21 protein-coding genes and 1 pseudogene are annotated in these 20,980 nt (G+C 36.4%); 5 read left to right on the top strand and 17 right to left on the bottom strand.

Going from position 1 to position 20,980, the window contains the following annotated elements:
- Nucleotides 1-44: 44 nt before the first annotated feature.
- Both aroA and OCV53_RS06955 read right to left on the bottom strand, forming a co-directional pair.
- Complete coding sequence (gene aroA, locus OCV53_RS06960) at nucleotides 45-1,319, bottom strand: 3-phosphoshikimate 1-carboxyvinyltransferase (RefSeq protein ID WP_055197331.1); 1,275 nt, start codon at nucleotides 1,317-1,319, stop codon at nucleotides 45-47.
- A 2-nt stretch (nucleotides 1,320-1,321) separates the two neighbouring features.
- Nucleotides 1,322-2,428, bottom strand: a complete 1,107-nt coding sequence (locus OCV53_RS06955) for a prephenate dehydrogenase/arogenate dehydrogenase family protein (RefSeq protein ID WP_055197329.1) — start codon at nucleotides 2,426-2,428, stop codon at nucleotides 1,322-1,324.
- Between the two features lie 215 nt (nucleotides 2,429-2,643).
- On the opposite strand from OCV53_RS06955, the gene OCV53_RS06950 reads away from it, so the two are divergent.
- Entirely contained in the window at nucleotides 2,644-3,186 is a 543-nt protein-coding gene (locus OCV53_RS06950) for an HD domain-containing protein (protein WP_022374458.1), read from the top strand.
- Nucleotides 3,187-3,245: 59 nt separating this feature from the next.
- On the opposite strand, the gene OCV53_RS06945 is transcribed toward OCV53_RS06950, so the two are convergent.
- Together OCV53_RS06945 and OCV53_RS06940 are read right to left on the bottom strand one after the other, a co-directional pair.
- Nucleotides 3,246-3,893, bottom strand: a complete 648-nt coding sequence (locus OCV53_RS06945; protein WP_331485891.1) for a YoaK family protein — start codon at nucleotides 3,891-3,893, stop codon at nucleotides 3,246-3,248.
- 20 nt (nucleotides 3,894-3,913) lie between these two features.
- Nucleotides 3,914-5,203 carry a M18 family aminopeptidase gene (locus OCV53_RS06940; RefSeq protein ID WP_081020056.1) on the bottom strand — a complete coding sequence of 430 codons (1,290 nt, stop codon included), beginning with the start codon at nucleotides 5,201-5,203 and terminating at the stop codon, nucleotides 3,914-3,916.
- 209 nt (nucleotides 5,204-5,412) lie between these two features.
- Here OCV53_RS06940 and OCV53_RS06935 point away from each other — a divergent pair, with 209 nt between their 5' ends.
- Nucleotides 5,413-5,766: a cupin domain-containing protein gene (locus OCV53_RS06935; protein WP_055197327.1), complete on the top strand. Its 354-nt coding sequence runs from the start codon at nucleotides 5,413-5,415 to the stop codon at nucleotides 5,764-5,766.
- Nucleotides 5,767-5,769: 3 nt separating this feature from the next.
- A complete protein-coding gene (locus tag OCV53_RS06930) occupies nucleotides 5,770-6,234 on the top strand; it encodes a hypothetical protein (RefSeq protein WP_022374462.1) in 465 nt (154 codons plus the stop codon).
- Nucleotides 6,235-6,342: 108 nt separating this feature from the next.
- On the opposite strand, the gene OCV53_RS06925 is transcribed toward OCV53_RS06930, so the two are convergent.
- The gene (locus OCV53_RS06925) at nucleotides 6,343-6,825 is read right to left on the bottom strand and encodes a DUF2798 domain-containing protein (RefSeq protein WP_022374463.1); all 483 of its coding nucleotides are present in this window, start codon (nucleotides 6,823-6,825) and stop codon (nucleotides 6,343-6,345) included.
- Nucleotides 6,826-7,223: 398 nt separating this feature from the next.
- On the opposite strand from OCV53_RS06925, the gene OCV53_RS06920 reads away from it, so the two are divergent.
- Nucleotides 7,224-8,084, top strand: coding sequence for a hypothetical protein (locus tag OCV53_RS06920; protein WP_055197325.1), 861 nt, complete (start codon nucleotides 7,224-7,226; stop codon nucleotides 8,082-8,084).
- Between the two features lie 67 nt (nucleotides 8,085-8,151).
- Nucleotides 8,152-8,319 (top strand): annotated as a pseudogene (locus OCV53_RS06915) (transposase); the annotation flags it as partial.
- Nucleotides 8,320-8,596: 277 nt separating this feature from the next.
- On the opposite strand, the gene OCV53_RS06910 reads toward OCV53_RS06915, so the two are convergent.
- The 12 genes from OCV53_RS06910 to lspA form a co-directional block, all read right to left on the bottom strand.
- Complete coding sequence (locus OCV53_RS06910) at nucleotides 8,597-9,568, bottom strand: carbohydrate kinase family protein (RefSeq protein ID WP_055197322.1); 972 nt, start codon at nucleotides 9,566-9,568, stop codon at nucleotides 8,597-8,599.
- Nucleotides 9,558-11,024, bottom strand: coding sequence for a glycoside hydrolase family 32 protein (locus tag OCV53_RS06905; RefSeq protein WP_022375149.1), 1,467 nt, complete (start codon nucleotides 11,022-11,024; stop codon nucleotides 9,558-9,560). Before OCV53_RS06905 ends, OCV53_RS06910 begins: the two co-directional genes overlap by 11 nt.
- 34 nt (nucleotides 11,025-11,058) lie before the next feature.
- The gene (locus OCV53_RS06900) at nucleotides 11,059-12,987 is read right to left on the bottom strand and encodes a sucrose-specific PTS transporter subunit IIBC (RefSeq protein ID WP_055197320.1); all 1,929 of its coding nucleotides are present in this window, start codon (nucleotides 12,985-12,987) and stop codon (nucleotides 11,059-11,061) included.
- 222 nt (nucleotides 12,988-13,209) lie between these two features.
- Nucleotides 13,210-14,190, bottom strand: a complete 981-nt coding sequence (locus OCV53_RS06895) for a LacI family DNA-binding transcriptional regulator (protein ID WP_055197318.1) — start codon at nucleotides 14,188-14,190, stop codon at nucleotides 13,210-13,212.
- Between the two features lie 54 nt (nucleotides 14,191-14,244).
- Nucleotides 14,245-15,579, bottom strand: coding sequence for an AAA family ATPase (locus tag OCV53_RS06890; RefSeq protein ID WP_055197316.1), 1,335 nt, complete (start codon nucleotides 15,577-15,579; stop codon nucleotides 14,245-14,247).
- Nucleotides 15,580-15,582: 3 nt separating this feature from the next.
- Nucleotides 15,583-16,617, bottom strand: a complete 1,035-nt coding sequence (locus OCV53_RS06885) for a metallophosphoesterase family protein (protein ID WP_022375145.1) — start codon at nucleotides 16,615-16,617, stop codon at nucleotides 15,583-15,585.
- Between the two features lie 41 nt (nucleotides 16,618-16,658).
- A complete protein-coding gene (gene lpdD, locus OCV53_RS06880) occupies nucleotides 16,659-16,997 on the bottom strand; it encodes a prenylated flavin chaperone LpdD (protein WP_022375144.1) in 339 nt (112 codons plus the stop codon).
- A gap of 149 nt (nucleotides 16,998-17,146) precedes the next feature.
- Nucleotides 17,147-18,064, bottom strand: a complete 918-nt coding sequence (locus OCV53_RS06875) for a nucleotidyltransferase family protein (protein WP_055197313.1) — start codon at nucleotides 18,062-18,064, stop codon at nucleotides 17,147-17,149.
- Between the two features lie 267 nt (nucleotides 18,065-18,331).
- A complete protein-coding gene (gene rpsO, locus OCV53_RS06870) occupies nucleotides 18,332-18,598 on the bottom strand; it encodes a 30S ribosomal protein S15 (RefSeq protein WP_022375142.1) in 267 nt (88 codons plus the stop codon).
- 127 nt (nucleotides 18,599-18,725) lie between these two features.
- Entirely contained in the window at nucleotides 18,726-19,544 is an 819-nt protein-coding gene (gene proC, locus OCV53_RS06865; RefSeq protein ID WP_022375141.1) for a pyrroline-5-carboxylate reductase, read from the bottom strand.
- Nucleotides 19,545-19,561: 17 nt separating this feature from the next.
- Complete coding sequence (locus OCV53_RS06860; RefSeq protein WP_055197311.1) at nucleotides 19,562-20,479, bottom strand: RluA family pseudouridine synthase; 918 nt, start codon at nucleotides 20,477-20,479, stop codon at nucleotides 19,562-19,564.
- Nucleotides 20,463-20,972, bottom strand: a complete 510-nt coding sequence (gene lspA / locus OCV53_RS06855) for a signal peptidase II (RefSeq protein ID WP_055197309.1) — start codon at nucleotides 20,970-20,972, stop codon at nucleotides 20,463-20,465. The genes OCV53_RS06860 and lspA overlap by 17 nt, the downstream gene beginning before the upstream one ends.
- Nucleotides 20,973-20,980: the final 8 nt, after the last annotated feature.

Genomic DNA, 20,980 nt, shown 5'->3' with positions numbered 1-20,980 from the left:
GTTTTTATTTATATCCACTTAAAATGCTCGCTTACTTCTTTCATCTATTGTAATGAATTTAACTGTTCATAAAATGTTGGATAAGATACATCCACACATTCAGAATCTTCGATCACTGTCTCACCTTCTGCATTGATTCCTGCGATAGAGAATGTCATAGCGATTCTATGATCATATTTACAGTTGATGCTTGCTCCATGAAGTGAATTTCCACCATTGATGATCATTCCATCATCAGTTGCTGTTGCATCAACCCCCATTTTCACAAGGTTATCAACTGTTAATGCGATTCGGTCAGATTCTTTTACTTTCAGTTCTGCTGCATCTTTGATCACTGTCTCACCTTCTGCAAATGCTGCTAAAAGGGCAATGACTGGAATCTCATCGATCAGTGTTGGGATAACTTCTCCACCAATGACTGTTCCTTTTAATCTGCTTGTCTTTACAACGATATCTGCTGTTGGTTCTCCACCATTATCAATCACATTTTCCAATGTAACATCAGCCCCCATATCTTTGCATACACGTAAGATTCCATCCCTTGTTGGGTTGATTCCAACGTTCTTTAAACGAATGCATGAATTTGGTGTGATAAGGCCTGCTACGATAAAGAATGTCGCTGAAGAAATGTCTCCAGGCACAACGATATCTGTTGCGATCATCTCTTCTGGTGGTGTGATCGTTGCTGTTGTATCGTGTGATTCTACTTCTACTCCAAACGAACGAAGCATTAATTCTGTATGGTTTCTTGATAATGCTGGTTCTGTCACACTTGTCTTTCCATCGGCATAAAGACCTGCTAATAAAACACAGGATTTTACCTGTGCAGATGCAACTGGCGAATCGTAATGTGTTGCATTTAATTTTGTTCCTTCAATCTTAAGTGGCGCACATCCGTTTCCATTTACACTTGTGATCTTTGCACCCATCTGCTCTAATGGTTTGATGATTCTTCCCATTGGACGTTTATTTAAAGATGCATCTCCTGATAATACAGTTTCAAAATCCTGTCCTGCAAGAATTCCTGAAATCAGTCTTGTTGTTGTTCCGCTGTTTCCCACATCAAGTGTCTCATTCGGTGCTTTTAATCCATGAAGTCCATTTCCATGAACTGTAACATTCATTTCATCCTGCTCGATCTCTACTCCCATCTTACGGAAACAATCGATCGTTGAAAGGCAGTCTGCTCCTGATAAAAAGTTGCTGATATGTGTTGTTCCCTTGGCAAGTGATCCAAACATTACAGCTCTGTGGCTGATCGATTTATCTCCCGGGATAGAAAGTTCTCCTCTAAGTCCTGTGCTTTTTGTTAATTTCATGCTTATTTCCTCTCGTATACTGTGTAATTTTTATCTCTTAAGATCTTTGTCGCTTTCTTTGCGGATTCATCATCATATAACATGATCTTTAAAACACCTTCTTCGAATTCACGGTTGTGAATGATACCGATGTTCTTGATACTTACATTGTTAAGAGCTAATAATGTCGTTGTTGTTGCAATCGTTCCTGGTTCATCCGGGATATCGATAAAGATCTCATATGACTTCTGGATCAGACCGACAGCACTGTCTGGTACGGAATCTCTGTATTCTCCTGCCTCTTTAAAATAGTTATTCAGATATTCTCGATCTTCCATATCAAGAGCTGCGATCACATATCCTAAATGATTCTGCGCTTTTTTTAATAATTCTTTGATATTCTTCTTATTAGATAGAGAAATCTGTTCCCATACAACTGGTGAAGACGAAGCGATTCTTGTGATATCTTTAAACCCTCCTGCTGCCAGCTGTTTTAAGATTCCATCGTCTGTATCCATATTACTTACAATATGTACAAGTTCTGCTGCTATGATATGCGGTACATGGCTGATCGCAGCTGTATAGGCATCATGCTGCTTGTAATCCAAAATAATCGTAAGTGCTCCAAGTTCTTCAATAAAATTCGTAAATTCTTTGACTCTTTGCTCACTGATCTTCTTTGTTGGTGTAATAAAATAGTAAGCATTCTCCACTAACCTGTCAGAACTAAAGGAAAATCCAGCTTTCTCTGACCCTACCATCGGATGTCCCCCGATAAAGCATTCTTCCATTCCCAGTTCTTCTATCTTTAAATGAATCTCTTCCTTTACACTCCCAACATCTGTTAAAATGCAATCTTTATTGATCGATTCCTTCAGATCCTTTAAATACATTACATTATATTGAACCGGCGCACATAAAAATACATAGTTGCAATCTGCAAAATCTGTCTTGCAGTCCGTTGCAACCGAATCAATGATTCCTTCTTCCAATGCACTTTTTATGGTATCCGGATTTTCATCCATTCCAATGAGTGTGTAGTTCGGGAATACACGTCTAATTCCCTTTGCAATAGATCCACCGATCAGACCAAGACCGATAAATCCGATAGTAAAGTTACTCTCTGTCATTGTTTTTCTTCTCCTTTTTTTCCTTTTCTTATTGTAACTTCACACATATAAAAAGTCAACACTCACTTACTTTAAAGTGGCAGAGTATTTTATAAAAAATCAATTTTTCTTTGTATATAAATATTGGATTTCATACTTGAATCCCCCCAAAAAATGCTTTATGATTATCTTAACAATTATTTTACACTAACTATTTTTATCAAAGGAGTTTTCCAATGTTTGAAAAAGCCGTTATTTTCGCAACAAATGCTCACAACGGTCAGACAAGAAAAGGTACCAACCTTCCTTTTATCATCCACCCTCTGGAAGTTGCTGCCATTGTTGCCGCTATGACCCTTGATGAAGACATGCTTTGTGCCGCTGTCCTTCATGATGTTGTTGAAGACTGTGATGATATCTCGATTGAGGATATCAGACATGAATTTGGTGATGTTGTTGCTTCTTATGTTTATCAGGAGAGTGAAGACAAGAGCAAAACATGGGTCGAAAGGAAAGGTCATACCATTGATTTTCTAAAGAACCATGCACCACGAAACGCTAAGATCATTGCCCTTGGTGACAAGCTTGCCAATATTCGTGCCCTTTATCGTGATTATAAGATTCTTGGAGAAGAATTGTGGCAGCGCTTTAATATGAAGGACAAGAAGATGCAAGGATGGTATTATCGTGGAATGATCGAAGGATTTGCTGATCTTTCGGAGTTCCATGAGTATGAAGAATACTGCCAGCTTGTGAATGAAGTCTTTCCAGAAGAATAATTTCATCTTTGTCATTTATAAGGAAAAGGGAATTCCAATTATCGGAATTCCCTTTTTTCTTAAATTCTGAACTCTTTTGCCATTAAAACCGTTGCAATTGTAAGTAAAATACTGCAGATAAAGATGGATTCTCCTCCAGCACGTCCTGTCAAGAATCCTCCAATAATTGCTCCAATGATAAAAAATGTGATGATTCCATAGTATCGTAAGCTTTTCTGCTTTAAAGTCTTATCTCCTGTTTTGAAATACTGGCAGAGTGCCTCGGTTCCACTTCTTAAGTTTCCAGTGCACATCGTACTTGCAAATGGATGTCCATGAACTCTTCGGAATGTCTCTACCTGCATTGAGCATACAAAGGAGATTAATACATTTGCCACAACATCATATTGACCTAACGGGATAAATCCAACGATCGTTACTAATATAAGCTCAAATGCCACAATTCTCTGTCTCCAATGAATCTTATGTTCTTCTTTATAAAAATGTTTTACAATTTCTACAAGAATGACTCCTACCGCAAATGCAAGAATTGGAACCAGATAATAAATTGCCTGTGTAAAATTTCTTTTTTCAAGATATACACCAAACAATACGATATTTCCTGTCTGTGCATTTGCAAATACATGTCCTCGCATTAAATAACTGTATGCATCAAGAAAACCTCCTACAATTGCAAGGATTGCTGTTAAAAAGAAACTTTCTGACATCTGCAATCGTTTCTCCTCCATTAAATCTGCACTTCCTTTCCAATCTGATAGAAAGATTTCATCAGAGTCATCATATCATCTAAGTCTTTACATCCAGCTGTTTCATACGTGGAATGCATGGAAAGCTGTGGCAACCCAATATCTGCTGCCTTGATCGATACTTGCCTAGTTAAGATATTTCCTAATGTAGAACCTCCTAGTATATCAGAGCGATTAAAGAATACCTGACAATTGATTTTTTCTCTCTTGCACAGATATTTTACAAGTGCTGCTGAATTCGCATCGGTTGTGTATTTCTGAGATGCATTATATTTTAATACGATTCCTTCATTGATATAAGGTCGGTTTGTAGGATCTGTCTTATCCTGATAGTTTGGATGCACTGCATGGGCATTATCTGCTGATAACATAAAGCTGTCTGCCACCGCCATGCAGTATTCTTCTTCATTTTTACCTGTTAAATAACAGATCCTTTTTAAAACTTCTGGGAAAAATGTAGATCCAGCTCCTTGTTTTGTTCCACTTCCAACTTCTTCATTATCAAAAATCGCACACATTGTGACATAATCTTTGGACAACTTGGCGTTTAACATTCCTTCAATGGATGAATATGCACATTCAAGATCGTCTAATTTAGGTGCTGCAACAAATTCTTCATTCATCCCAAGACTAGTCCCTTTCATTCGATTATATAAAAACAGGTCATAAGATAAGATATCTTCTTTCTTAACGCCTGCTTCTTTGGCGATCATATCTTCAAATCCATCTTTGGATAGATCACATGCACATAATGGCAGCAGATCCTTTTGTGGATTTAAAGCTTTTGATTCCTTGGTCGATCTTGACATATGGATTGCAAGGTTTGGAATGATCAAAAGATCTCTGTCAACATTTAGAAGCTGATCTTTGATCTGACCACTTTCTTCTATTATAATGCGTCCTGCCACAGATAATGGTCGATCAAACCATGTCTCCGGGATCATTCCTCCATATCGCTCTATATTTAACTTTGTATAATGATTCTCTACCCGCATCTCTGGCTGTTCTTTGATTCGATAAGTTGGCGAATCACTGTGGCTTGCCACGATATGAAAGCCTTGAAAATCTTTTTTCGGCAAATGAAATGCGATGATCGAACTTCCATTTCTTGTAACAAAATAGCTCTTTCCTTCTTCTAAGTTCCAATACTCTTTTTCTTTTAATTCAATAAAACCATGATCCATAAATTGTTTTCTTGCATTCTCGATCACATGAAAGCAACTTGGACTATGATCGATAAATTCGATTAAATTTTTGACACTGTTTTTCATCATCTTTTCCTCCAAAAATTTTCTAACGACTATTCTAGCACATTTATATAGGAAAGAAAAGAAATGTAGTTATGTCAGTTTTATATATCTGTTATATGATATTTCTTCTCAATTCATTTCGTTGTAAAAACAACAGACTTTTTCTTCTATTTTAGATACACTAAAAACAGATGTAAGAAATTATTATATTCAGAAAAGGAGATTTTATGATGAACACATACCCATACATTAAAAATATTGAACATGAAAAAGTATTAAAGATTGCAGATCAGGTAAACGCAGATGCTGGACAAGTAGTAAGCAAAACATTAGCTCAAAATGACTTCGTAAGTGTCACTCTTTTTGCTTTCGCTAAAGGAGAAGAAATTGGAACTCACGATTCCATCGGAGATGCCATGGTAACAGTGATCGAAGGAACTGGAAAATTTGTTGTTGATGGCAAAGAATATATCTTAAATCAGGGAGAAACTCTTGTTATGCCTGCAAAGAAACCTCACTCTGTACATGCTGTAGAAGCTTTTAAGATGATGTTAGTGGTGATCTTTCCATTAGAACAGGATTAATCTATGGCAGATTCATTATCTTTAAGAGATCAATTGATCGAATCAACCATCGGCCTCTCCCGTGTCTGCTCCATGCACAAAAAAAGTGCTCGCACAGATCTATTGATCTTGCAGGCACTCCTTGACAGTGCAGATATTTCTTTATCCGATGGAACAATCCAAAATACTATGTCTCTCATACAATCCGAAAAATCAAAAATCGCCCCCATGTGTGAGACATGTGCTGCACGTTGCGGCAATTCTGATGATTACGATATGAGTAAGCTTTATAATGCATCAGATGAAATCCGTAAATTAAAGCTTGCGATCTTACATAAAATTCAGGGAATGGCAAAGGATGCGATTTTAAAATTACGTTCTGGAAAGCTCGATGACCAAGCAGTCATCTATTTCCATAAATGTCTCTTCGCAATATCTGAAGACTGGGATGCAACACAACTGTCTGAAGTGTTACATGAAGATGTTTAAGCACTTGTCATAAGCTTAATTTAGATATAAAAAATACCATCTGTTCTGTGACCATATGAGCTCGTCACAGAAACAGACGGTATTTTTTATATCTTCAATTAACCTGCATTATGCAAGTACTTTACCTTCAGGAAATGCAGCTCTAAATACAAAGCGTACAACAGGTCCTGCAATGATCAGCTGATATGGAAGTGCCATCACAAAGTTCTTAGGGATATTAGTCAGCCACATCATCAATAAGTTTGAGAAATTTCCCATTTCAATACTTACTTCAACTGCTCCATAAAGTGACATAATGATAACCATAGGAACTACCATACAGCAAGATACGCTGATTACTTTTCTTAAAACAGAACTATCTGGTTTTACAAGATATTTAAAAGCAAATCCTTTCGCAAGCTTAGATACAAAGAACCAGTCGCAGCACATTGCAAAAATATATGCGATTGGGAATCCTAACCATCCAGCTTTGATTGATTCCATGGATAATCCACCCATATGTAATGATACGTTGTATATGCTCATCCAAAATACCATCATGAAACACATGATAAATGTATAGATAAGACTTTCTCTTTTATTCTGTGGCATTTTTCTCTCTCCTTCTTCTAAAAAATTTATTGTTTGTTTCTTATATAAAAATAAGCTCAAAAAAATAGCAGGGATCTGAACAAAACTCGTTACCAATCCCCACTACCGTGTGCAATCTTTCACTGCGTTTTTCTGCTTATTTCTTGTCAATTGATTATTATACATACTTTTTATTCTTTATATAAGTACTTTTTTTAATTTCAGCATATTCTTTAATATATGTATGAATTTATTACTATTTTTATGCACTTTTTACAATGATCTTTCAGCCTTTTTCGATATTCTTAAGTCTTTATGAAGAATTCAAAAAACAGATATTTTTTTCGAACTTTATGCTACAATAAAATCAAATGTAACATTCTCATATATTTTCAATAAGTTTAAGGAGGGATTTGATCATGAGAAAAACATTTACAAAAATCGCTGGATGTGCAGCATTAGGCTTGCTGATGTGTTTCAATGCTCCAGCGATCACCAAAGCAGCTGTAAAAACAGTTCCTGCCAAAAACGGAGTTTACAATGCAAAAGTTGATATGAACGGAGATGGCAAAGCTGATGCCATCAAAATTACAACAAGTAAAGATAAGAACGATTATATCAACAAGATCAAAGTTACAATGAATAAAAAAACGGTTTATTCAAAGTCTTTGAAAGACAGCTCTTTTTGCTGGATCAAGGTAACCTATGCAAACATGTCAAACAGCCGTGAATTCCTTCAGTTTGTAGGACATGGTGATAATGACTGTATTACATTCAATCAGATTTATACTTATAACAAGAAACGTAAAAAGCTAAACTGCATCAATTCTTTTAATACAAATGCATCTTATCAAAATGAGATCGTTGCCGCTGATAAGAATTATGTAACGATCCATAACAGTGATCAACCTGCTGAAGTTGGATGGATTTCCTGGAATATTCCTTACAAATACAGCAAAGGAAAACTAGTTGCCGCAACAACTTCCACAACGACTGTAAAGAGCCTGATCGCAAACAATAAAAAAGATAAATATTCTAAATACTTTGCCAAGAATCAGTTTGTGACTGCGAAAAAACTTACTTTCTATAATGGCTCTAAAGTCGCATATACTGTTCCTAAAGGTAAAGTTGTTACTTTAACCAAATTATCTTTATCTAAAGATGTGATCTACTTACAGTTTAAATATGGAAAGAAAACTGGCTGGGCACATGTGAATGGTACTAAGTATAATTTTAGTAAACCTTGGTTTCAGGGTGTGAACGCTCGACTTGCTGGGTAAATTGTGATTTGCGACGGTAGGATTTCGTATATGTGACGGAAGATTAGAGAGACTTATGAACACCGATCAGAGGATCCTTGGAATGACAGATCAGACAGTTACTTACCTTGTAAAAGATTACAGGAATGGTGGAAGATACATCCCACATACGATCAAGGGAATAGACTTTCTGCGGATGTTTTTGATGCATGTGCTTTCCAAAGGGTTTGTAAGGATCCGTCACTATGGACTTGTCCACACTATAGACTTCTGGTATATGATGAAAAATAAATAAGCAACTGAACGCGATGCATTGGAATTTTGCCATATTTTGAATAAATTCTCAGCCCAATTGGACGATTGTCTGAGCTTCAAAGACTTTTGTCTGAAACAAAGCTCCAAAGCGAGTTATCGTAGGAAATTGGGCGGATCAGCGATTTGTTCAAAATATGAGCAAAATTCTACCGCATCGCGTTCAGTTGCTTATTTATTTTTTATCATATACTCGAATTCTACAGTTGGCCAACTCCAAATTAAAATTTCTTAATCCATTCTTCCATCTCAGCTTTATCTGCCATTGCAGCCAATGCTCCTTCTTTTGTAGTAGTATTTGCAGCATAAGCATTTGCAAAGTCAAGATATCTTCTTAATGTGTCATCATCAACATTTTCAAGATTTTCAACTTCATCATTTAGCAAACAGTATAAGAATGCTCCGATAAAGGAATCGCCAGCTCCTGTTGTATCACGTACATCAATTTTGTATCCAGGTGCTCCTATAACAGAACCTTTCTTTGTATAAATTTCAGCTCCATCTGCTCCTTTTGTATAGATCACGTATTTTGCTCTGTTGGCAAATAGTCCGTCTAATGCATCTTTGATATCTGTATATCCTGTGATAAATTCTAATTCTTCGTCAGAGATCTTGATGATATCTGCGTATGCAAGAAATTCATTGACTGTCTCTTTTAATTTGTCAAGATCATCCCATAAAGAAAATCTTAAGTTCGGATCAAAGGAAACTTTCACACCTTGCTCGATTGCCATATTGATCAATTTTTTGTGTGCTTCTTTCATTGGCGATTCTACAAGATCCACACTGCAAAAATGAATCATTCCACAATCGTCTAAAATATCTGTTGGGATATCTTCAACACTGTAACGTAAATCTGCACTGTTTTTTCTATAAAACTTAAAATCACGGTTACCATCAGATGCAAGAGATACGAATGCTAAGGCTGTTTCTCCTTCTTTATCCCTTTTAATATTGGACGTATCGATTCCTGCATTATCTAATACTTCTACAATATAATCTCCAAATGGATCATCTCCAAGTTTTGTCAAAAATTTGGATGGAATTCCAAGCTTTGTGACTGCTCCAACTACATTTGCAGGTGCTCCTCCTGCGACTCTTTTAAATGAAGGTACATCTTTTAGTCTCTGTCCTTTTACCTCTGGGATAAAATCAATTAATGCTTCTCCGATTCCACATAATTTATTCTTCATTTCTGCCTCCTTCGATCTCAAATGATTTTAATGGATATACTGTCATTATACCAGAACATTCTCCATTGATCAGTATTCTTCCATGACGATTATATATTCTTGTTGTAAAAACTTCTTCTCCATGGTTAACAAAGATTTCTAAGGAAGATGTATCCGCAAAAATATGGAGATGTTCTAATTTTTCTAGTTTTACTTTTCTTGTTGTTCTTCCGCTTCCATAGACACCGAGATTTAATGTAAGAATATTATCTTTGTAAGAAAGAGTGATGCCTTCTCTCAATGTCATTGTCATTTCGCGACAGCGTTTGAAATCTATAACAGCTTCATAGATAGAATTTTGCATGATGAGCGCCTGTCCATAACTAAATGTACAAACAGCTTTGTCATTGCTTCGAAGCTGTTTTAACTCTTCAATTGGTTCCTGGATCAGTTTTCCATCTCTTACAGATAATTTTCTTGGAATTGTAAGCGCATGCTGCCATCCTGCTTCTTCGGTTGGATTTGTATAATCCGCATCTGGAATTCCCATCCATCCGATCAAAATTCTTCTTCCTCTTTCATCTTCGAAACTTTGTGGTGCATAAAAATCAAATCCTCGATCAAAGAGTTTAATATCTGTGATCTCATATTCATCCGTCTCAAAATCATAGTTTAATTTCATTGCTGTGACCTGATGAACATTTTCATAATCAATTCCCTGCGTCTCTACGCCCTGTGGGCAGCAGATGATGTATAACTGTCCATCGATTTCAAATAAATCTGGGCATTCCCACATATAACCAAATTTCTGTGGCGTTGTAATACGGTTTTTGTATGTCCAGTTCTTAAGATCTGCGGATTCATAAAGAAGGATCATTCCAATACCTTCTTTATCTCTTGCTCCTAGCACCATGTAATATTTATCATTTTTCTTAAAGATTTTTGGATCACGCACATGGTTGCTCATATCATCCGGATAATCGTTAGTTGTCATAAGCAGTTCTTTTTTTGTAAAATTATACCCATCTTTGCTTGTAAATGTGATCGTATTACTTCCGCGTCCACTGTTAATATAATCATAATCATCTCGATCAAAATATTTCAGATTACCTGTATAAAAATAGTGAATCGTGCCATTTTCGATAAATGCAGATCCGGAATAGACACCATGGGCATCAATATCTTCATCCGGAAATACCACTGGTCCATAATCTTTGTAATGAATAAAATCCTTTGTTGTATAATGTCCCCATGTCTTTAACTCACCAGTTGGTTCAAATGGAGTGTACTGGTAGTAAATATGATATGTACCGTCAAACTGGCATAAACCGTTTGGATCATTTAACCATCCTGTCTTTGGCATTAAATGAAATTTTAATCGGTCAGGATCTGCTGCCACACGTTCTCTGTAAGCTTCATTTTCTTTATACCATTTTTCATAATCTGCCTTATAGACTTTCTTGTATTTTTCAAACATATGCCCTGGTTTCCTTTCCTTTTTCGAATAATTATTATTTTAATTTCATGATCTTTGTATCATTATCTGCATTCGTTGCTTCAATAACTTCTACTTCTTTTCCTTTCGCATCTGCTACTAGGAACATTGTCTGTGTCTGGTATCCTTTTTCTTTGACAAGATCCATATCAAAAGATAACAGTTTATCACCTTTCTTTACTTTGACTCCTGTCTCTACGAATGTTTCAAAACCCTTGCCTTCCATCTTGACTGTATCAATTCCTGCATGTATCAAAAGTTCTACACCAGAGTTTAATGTAATTCCCATCGCATGTTTTGTTGGGAAGATTAAGCTAATTATTCCATCTGCCGGTGCATAGATCACTCCTTCACTTGGATTGATCGCAACTCCTTCTCCCATTGCTTTACTTGCAAATGCTGGGTCTGCAGATTTTGATACATCTAAAACTTCACCTTTCATCGGTGCATATAATTCATTTGTTTCTTCTGCTGTATCAGCTGTTGATTCCTGTACTTCGATCTCTTTTACTTCTTCTTTCACTGAAGTCTGAGCTTTGTTGTCTTCTCTTTCGATGTTAAACTTCTTCCAGAAGATTGCTGTTAAAACTGCGGATACTGCCATAGATAAGATTAATCCGATTGCAAAGTTTAAATAGTCTTTTGGAAGCATAGATAAAAATCCTGGAAGTCCGGCTGCTCCTAATGCCTGAGCTAGGACTCCTGTTGCTGCACAATATGCATTTCCTACGGCAGAACCAATGATAGCTGCGTAGAATGGATATTTTAATTTTAATGTAACACCGAACATTGCTGGTTCTGTGATTCCAAGTAATGCAGATACACCAGAAGCGGAACAGATAGATTTCATTTTCTCATTCTTTGTTAAGAATAAAACTGCTAAAACAGCTGCTCCCTGTGCTACATTGTTCATACTTGCTGTTGTGAAAATGAAACTTCCACCTGTTGTTGCTTTCGCTGCAATTAACTGTGTCTCGATTGCGATAAAGCTGTGATGCATTCCTGTTAAACAAATTGGTGCATATGCAAGTCCAAATAATCCACCACCAACAAATCCAAGTGTATTGTATACCCATGTGATTCCGTCTGCTAATAAGTTACCTGCTTCTCTTAAAACTGGGCCTACAAAAATAAATGTTAAAAATGATGTTACCATGATAGAGATCAATGGCGTTGTTAAGTTATCTAACCATGTTGGTGTTACTTTATGTAACTTCTTCTCGATCGTTGCTAAGATAAATGCAACTGCTAACACTGGAAGTACGGTTCCCTGATATCCGATCGCTGCAATCTTAAATCCAAAGATGTTCCATACTGGTGGCTGTGCAATACCAATGCTGTACGCACTTAACAGATCAGGATGAACCATGATCATACCCATGGCTGCTCCAAGATATGGATTACCACCAAATTTCTTTGTTGCACTGAATCCGATCAGTACTGGCAAGAATGTAAATGGTGCACTTGCAAATAAGTTGATCGCTGTCGCAAGGCCTTTCCACTGTGGATACAGATCGATCACTGATTTTCCATGAAACATTGCTGCTGTCAAAATGTTATTTAATCCCATTAACAGACCACCGGCTACGATGGCTGGAATGATTGGTACGAAAATGTCACTTAAAAGCTTTACTAATCTCTGAAGGGCATTCCCTTTCTTCTCTTCTTTCTCATCATCTGCTGATGTATCGACTGCTATACCTAACTGTTTCTGCACTTCATCACAGACTAAATTTACAAGTCCTGATCCAAAAATGATCTGGAACTGTGACTGAGTTAAGAAAACTCCCTTCACTCCTTCAATGTCACTGACTGCTTCTTCATTGCGAAGGTCGTTGTTCTTAAGCTGTAAGCGAAGTCTTGTTGCACAATGCTGTACAGATTTGATGTTTTGTTTTCCACCAACGTTTTCAATAACCTGGCTGGCGATTTTTGCGTAATCCATATCTTCTCTCCTTTTTTTGATTGTGAAACTTATTATGGTATCGGTTCCATATTTGTATATTATTACTTTCTCGTTTGTTTGTCAATAGTTTTCATGGAATCGATACCATATTTTTTGTTTTATTATTTTCAACAGCAAAGCCCTCCGTTCCGAGCAATACGGAAGGAGGGCGATATTATGAGTACATATGAAGAATTTATGATCATTATCAATATAAATTTATTACCGGACACTCCCACCATCAATAAATTCATATCCAACAATCTGCTTCTTAGACACTGGATCTCCTGCGATCATCTTAAGAATCGTTTCCGCACCAAGGTACCCCATGCCATAAGAATCAAACTTTAAGGTTGTAAGTTCTGGCGTTAATAATGCACTTTCATCATATCCACCAAAGGCCGCAACCGATACTTCTTCTGGGATCTCTTTCTTATATTCATGCAAGATCTTATATGTTCCAAATGCAAGTCTGTCCGTCGCACAGATGATCGCATCCAAATCTGGTTCTTTTTCAAGTAATTCTCTTGCAACCGTCTGTCCACCAAGGAAACTGTAATCACTCTTTCCTATTACAGGTGTGATCCCATATTCTTTCAGTCCATCTAATACACCATTTCTTCGTTCGATTCCAACCGCTTTATCCGTCTCATAAACACCAATATATCCAACCTTTTGATGTCCTTTCTTCCCTATATGCTCTCCCATAGCTTTTCCTGCATGGTAATCATCATAAATGATGGAAATTCCAGCTTCATAATCCTGTGTTAAGACAACCACAGGTATTCCTGCTTTCTTTAACAGTTCTTTGTGGTCTTTTGTAATTGCTATGGAACTGATCAGGATTCCATCGACATTTAGCTGGATCAATCGCTGAATATTCTGTAATTCCTGATCAATATTGTGATCTGAATTCTGAATAAGTGTTGTGTATCCTTTCTCTCTTAGATATCGGTCAATGCTTGTGATTACGCGACTTGTGATCTTGGAATTAAGTGTCGGCACAACCACACCGATCACATTGCTTTGTTTTGCATTTAATCTTGCAAATGCATTGGGTGTGTAATTATATTCTTCAATGACCTTATGAATCTTCGCTCTTGTCTCATCTTTTACATATCCTCCGTTAAAATAACGGGATACAGTACTTTTCCCGACTCCTGATAAACTTGCGATATCTGCCATGGTCATTTTCTTTGCCATATATTCTTATCTCCTTTTGTTACTTTTTCTTTGTATATCTTAGCACAGAAAAAACTATAAAGAAATAAGGTGATATGAAATTTCATTCTGATCTAATATATGAAGTATTTCTTTTCTACCTGTAAATAAAAAAATCTGCCTGTCTGTTTTCCGCTCAAGATAACCAAGTGTCTGTTTTAATCTTTCATCATCATAGTTGCCAAATACATCATCCAAAAATAACGGAAATCCATCATCTTCATATAACAGATCTGCAGATGCCAGACGTAATGCAAAATATAATTGTTCTATCGTTGCATTGCTTAAATATTTCATATCAATATAATCGAAACCATCATATACCATCATCCTCAAGCTGTCATCCATGACAACTTTCGTATATTTTCCATTTGTTACATCTGAAAATATCTTAGATATCTTTTCATTTAATTCCTGTCCAAATGTCTTCTGAATAGATCTTCCTGCCTGCTCAATGGCTTTGATCGCCTGTTCTATCTCATGGATTTCCAGCTCAGCTGCTTTCTTTCTGCTGAGAGCCTGTTGGTATTTATATTCCATGTCTTCTGCTTTTTGTTCCTGCATCTGAAGCTGTGATTTCTCAATCTCTATAATTTCAAGACGATGTTTTAATTCCATCTTCCTGATCTTCTCTGGATCATTTCCTAACAGTTTTTGAATCCAGCCGATCAGTTTCTGCCAAAATGTCAAATGCCTTTTTTGCTGTAATTGTCGTTTAATTTTTCTCTCTTCCTGTTCATAACGTCTCAATTGCCCAACATCATATTTGAATTCATTTTTTTGTTTCCGCAAAATATCGACCTGAACAAATGCAGAATCTTTTCTCTTTTGTCTTCTCTTGATCTTTAAATAATCTACTGCTTTTCGAAGATCGATCCCTACATTTTTGCTGCTTCTTAAATTCGCCATAGAATTTTGCAGAACTTCTTTCATTTCTTTTCCTGTACGAATATCTGCCTGTGTCATTGATACTGTATTCTCAAATGCTGTTTTGTCACTGTCAAAAAGAATACGCTGCAATGTAGTTCCTGGCAGATTGATTTCTTCCATTGTGTCTTCATAAAACATCCGAAGATTTTTTTGTTCTTTTGAAAAATTCCTTATAATCCGATAAAAAGTTTTTCCTTTTCTGATCGTAACAGAACCTCCATAGTTTCCTCCATTTACTGGCATATATCTTATGTAATCGTCATTTTCTGCAGCAACTCCTCTTGCCCTCTCTAAACCAAAGAGCATTGAGATCATAAATTTTCTGATCGTTGTCTTTCCTGCCTCATTCTTTCCAAAAAACACCTGAATCTTATCAGTTGTCAATGCATTATATTTATGAAATTTTCCAAATCCATCTATATTTATTTTCTCAATCTCCATCACTTATCTCTCCCTGGCATAAGATAGTGCTTCCATCGCAAATGTCAGTGCCTGCGGTTCTTCTTTTAATATTTCTGCTACTTTTTGGATCATAAGATCATTTTCTTCTGCTAACTGATCATAATCCCAGCGACTTTTTGTTTCATAAATGATATCTGAAATCAGATAATCCTCTTTGATATCATCAAAATCTATTTCTATCTCCGGATCAATACTTCCCGTTAAAACTACTTCATAAATATTATCTTTTCCACGATAAGAAAGTTCTGTTTCTATACGATCTTTTATTTCAGATGCAGACATTTCTTCTGTGATCATAACCTCGACTTGTATATACATTCTTTTTGCAAATGGGACAAATTCTATCTGCTGTTTCTCTTCACTGATCTCACCTTCTATAAATCCATGACTTCCAGTTTCTGTACGATCCAAAGGTTCTAAAGATCCTGAATATGCCATCAGGTCTTCAAAAATAATCTCTGGTTTATGAATATGTCCAAGAGCAATATAATCGAATCCTGACCATTTTAATATGTCTTTATTGATCGGAATATGACTTTCATCTCCACCATGTGCAAGAAGAATGGAAAATTCATCAAAATCCTGTGGTTTCATATCGTCATACACAGCTTCCCTGATCTGATTTGTCCAATAACTGATCCCATAAATAGTTGTGTGAAGTTCTTCAAAATAAACATAATTTCTTTCTCTGCCGTCTAACAAATATACTTCACTATTCCAATGATACTTAACAAACTCTTCTTCTGTTGATAAATGATCATGATTCCCTGCGATCATTACTGTTTTTGTATTCTGCAATCCTGATAATATATAATCAACTTCTCTTAATTCCTGTTTCGTCGGCCTTTGATCAAAGAAATCTCCTGCGATCAGTAAGACATCTGTCTGCTGTTTGTTTGCATAATCAATGACTTTTTGAAATGTATGTTTAATTTCATTTTCTCTGATTCTTCCAAATGATCGATCTTTCTCTGGTTGTGCTCCCCAATGTACATCTGCTATATGAATAAATTTCAAAAAATCACCTGCTTTCCATTTTTGTAATTCGATAAAATATGTTATATTTCTTCTAGAAGCTTATGAATCTGCTCTTTCGTAATATTTTCAATATGTACTCCTCCAGTACATACAACAATTCTTCCCGTTTCTCTGCATCGTTTCTCTGCCAGTTTTCTGCATAAGAATTCATCTTTATGACCGGTCAGATTCAGTACTGAGGATGTCACACTGATACTTCCATCATTTGTAAGCGAAGGACGTGGAACCGCCTGTACAACACAACCAATATGTGGTTTGTCACCTCCAGCAAGAATTAACACAATATCGTCTCCAATTCTTGTTTCCTGAATCTCTATCGTAATTCCAGCAATCTGTTTTCTTGTTATGGCTCCTTCCATCTACGATACTCCTTTTCCTGTAGTTTTAGGTTTGTTTTATTTTAACGCATTTATATATAGAATTGCAACAATATATAATGATAGCAAACAAGAAATAAAAAAGCAGCCAGAATCACTTCCAACTGCCTTTTATTATCATAATTTATATTTTAAGCCCATAAATCTGCTGGATAAACACCGTCTTTGATCAGACCTTCAAATGCTTTCTGTACAGATTCTTTGTCTTCCTTGTAAGTTACACCGAACCAACGGTCCTGTGTCTCTAATACCTTAACGTTTGCACGTCCTTCTTTTAATAATTTATCTACGATATTTGGAAGCAGATATTCTTTCTTGATGTCTCCTTCTTCAACATTAGATAAGAAATTCTTGAAGTCTTCTGCAAGATATTCTAAAAATTCTGGATATGCTGCCCACATATTCATAGATACTTTATCATCTGGGCTGATCCATTTCTGAACTTCTTCATTGTCGCAAACAATCTTACCTTCTCCATTCATCTCAATTCCTGTTGTCTCATGAACCTGGCTTAACAGACCTTTCTCGTCTACAACACTGACTCCTCTTGTTACAGCACCATTATCACTTAATGTATTCTTCAGGATAAATCCTGCCATTCCCATAGTAAATTCTCTTCCAAGATCTTCTCCAGATACTAAGAAATCATGAAGTTTTACAAACGCTTCTTTTCCATAATAGTCATCTGCATTGATGATCACAAATGGTTCTTTCACTACATCCTTGCAGCAAAGAACTGCCTGTCCTGTTCCCCATGGTTTTGTACGTCCTGCTGGGACTTCAAATCCTTCTGGAAGATCATCTAATTCCTGGAAAACGTATTCTACATCAATCTGTTCTTTGATGCGGTTACCAATCACTTCTTCAAATTCTTCGAAGATATCCTTACGGATAATAAATACAACTTTATTAAATCCTGCTTCTTTTGCATCACGGATAGAATAATCCATGATGATTTCTCCATTCGGTCCCATCTTTGCCAGCTGTTTGATTCCTCCACCAAATCTTGATCCAATTCCGGCGGCCATAATAATCAATGTAGTGTTCATAAATCTCCCCTTCGGTTATTCAACTGTTTCTTTGTTTCGTTACCTTTTTTCTTTTGTGAAATATCTCTATATTTTATTTCACATATAAACTTAATTATAGATTTTATTTTGTATAAAGTCAACTATTTCAATAGGTTGTTCCTAATTTTAACCAATAATTGTCAATCTATTTCTATGAAAATTCCTTTATTTTGACATATTATCTTATAATATAAAAACCTGCTGCCACATGACTGTAACAACAGGTCTTAAATTCGTATTGTAAGATTATTTTCTTAATCCTAATTTTTCAATTAATGCACGATATCTTTCAACATCTTTGCTCTTTAAGTAAGCTAATAAGTTACGTCTCTTACCAACCATCTTAAGAAGTCCTCTTCTTGAATGATGATCTTTAGGATGCTGATTGAAATGATCCTGAAGCTCGTTGATTCTAGCTGTTAAGATTGCTACCTGAACCTCTGGTGAACCTGTGTCTTTTGCGTCTTTACCGTATTTAGCTACGATTTCTGCTTTCTTTTCTGATGAAATCATTGTGTTTTCCTCCTTGAATTCTATTGATCGCCAGATACCAGGAAAGGGTTGGAGTGCCCAAATCTGAGTATCGGTTAACTAACTTCTATATAATATCATAATTATATTAGTTTTGTAAAGTATTTTTTTATTTTTCTTTCTTTTTTGGTTTCCCAAGCTCATGGTTTTTCTTTGCCGCCGCATTGACAGCTTCGATCACTGCACTTCTAAATCCTTTTTTCTCTAGTGTATTGACAGCCTCGATCGTTGTTCCTGCTGGTGAACATACGGCATCTTTTAATTCACCTGGATGCTGCCCTGTCTCTAATACCATTTTGGCACTTCCAAGTAATGTCTGTGCAGCAAATGTATAAGCCTGTTTTCTTGGGAGTCCCTGTGCTACCCCTGCATCTGCCATTGCCTCAATAAACATATAAACATATGCTGGTCCGCTTCCGCTGACTCCGACAACTGCATCCATCAGATTCTCTGTAATCTTTTCAGCTTTTCCAAAACTCTGGAAAATATGATGAACCTTATCAAATTCTTCTTCTGTCACATATTCATTACAGCATAATCCAGACATTCCTTCTCCGACAAGTGCTGGCGTATTTGGCATTACACGCACAATCTTCATTTCTTTTCCAAACTGGCGTTCTGTTGCCGCCATGGATACTCCTGCAGCAATCGTTACGATGATCTGTTCTGTTGAAACTTCATCTCTGATCTCTTTGATCACTTCCGGATACACTTGAGGTTTTACAGCCAACACTACAATCTCTGCTTCCTTTGCTGTCTTTTTATTATCCGTTGTCGTTAAGATTCCAAATTGTTCTTTTAATTTTGCTGTTTTTTCTTCGTGTGGGTTTGATACGATCAATTCATCTGGACTTACAACATTTTGTTTCAAAATTCCAGTGATCATTGCCTGTGCCATATTTCCACATCCGATAAATCCAAGTTTCATTGTGCCTTCTCCTCCTGTCATTGATCTAATTTCTTCAGTAGTTTTTCAAAATACTCTGGAAGTGGTACTTCAAACTCCATGTATTCTCCGGTTCTTGGATGTACAAATCCTAAAACCTTTGCATGAAGGCACTGACCTTCCAGTGTATATTTTGATTTCTTTGGTCCGTATACATCATCTCCGAGTAAAGGATGCTTGATCGATGCCATATGGACACGAATCTGATGGGTTCTTCCTGTTTCAAGCTGACACTCAATATAAGTAAAACCTTTTTTGAGTCTTCTTAAAACTTTGTAGTGTGTCACTGCATGTTTCCCATCCATAACGATCCCCATCTTCTTGCGGTCTTTCAAACTGCGGCCGATCGGAGCATTTACGGTTCCTTCTTCTTCCTTAATATTTCCATAAACGATCGCATGATATTTTCTTGTGATCGAATGATCATATAATTGTTTGGCAATGCTTTGATGTGCCATATCATTCTTACATACGATCAGAATTCCCGTTGTATCCTTATCTATCCGGTGAACAATCCCTGGACGCAGTACACCATTGATTCCTGACAGATCGTCTTTGCAGTGTGCCATCAATCCATTTACCAAAGTTCCTGTATAATGCCCTGCTGCCGGATGCACCACCATATTTTTCGGTTTATTGATCAGTATAACATCCTGATCCTCATAAACAATATCAAGATCCATTTTTTCTGGAAGGATTTCAAGTTCTTCTGGTTCTGGTATCTGAAGTGTGATCTTATCTCCCTCTTTGCATTTCTTATTGCCTTTGGAAATCTTATCGTTTAACTTTGCACGTTCTTCCTTGCACAGTTTATTGATATAACTTCTTGTAAGATCATCACACTGTTCTGCCAATATAACATCCAGTCTTTTTCCAGCCAGATCACTTGTCACTTTAATTTCAAACGTTTCGTCCATGTTTTCCTTTCCTGCTCAAAAATTCAAAGTCTTCTTCTTTGTAATAAAACAAGATCAGTCCTATTAGTAATACCATTGTCACTGTAACATAAATATCAGCCACATTAAAAATAGGAAAATCAATCAGTTTAAAATAAAAGAAATCTACAACATAACCTCTTGCCACACGATCGATCAGATTACCAAATGCACCTGCCATCAGTAATACATAACAGATTCTTAATGGTGTATATTTTCTCTCTTCTGGTATTCTTATGGAGATATATGTTAACAATACTGCCACTGCCACTGTGATCAGCAAAAATAAGATCTGCTTATCTTGAAGTATTCCAAAGGCTGCGCCGCGATTTTCAAGATATTGCAGTTCAAACACCCCTGATATGACAGGAATTCCCTCACTGCCACGCAGATCCGCTAATGCCCAAAGCTTTGTCAGCTGGTCTGCAATGATCAATATGATAATCAGACTAAATATCTTTATATGCTTCTTCATTATCTTTC

It is taken from the genome of Anaerostipes amylophilus (assembly GCF_025567365.1).
GTDB lineage: Bacteria > Bacillota > Clostridia > Lachnospirales > Lachnospiraceae > Anaerostipes > Anaerostipes amylophilus.
The sequence above is the reverse complement of the archived record's forward strand: the minus strand, read 5'-3'. Positions and strand labels throughout refer to the sequence as shown.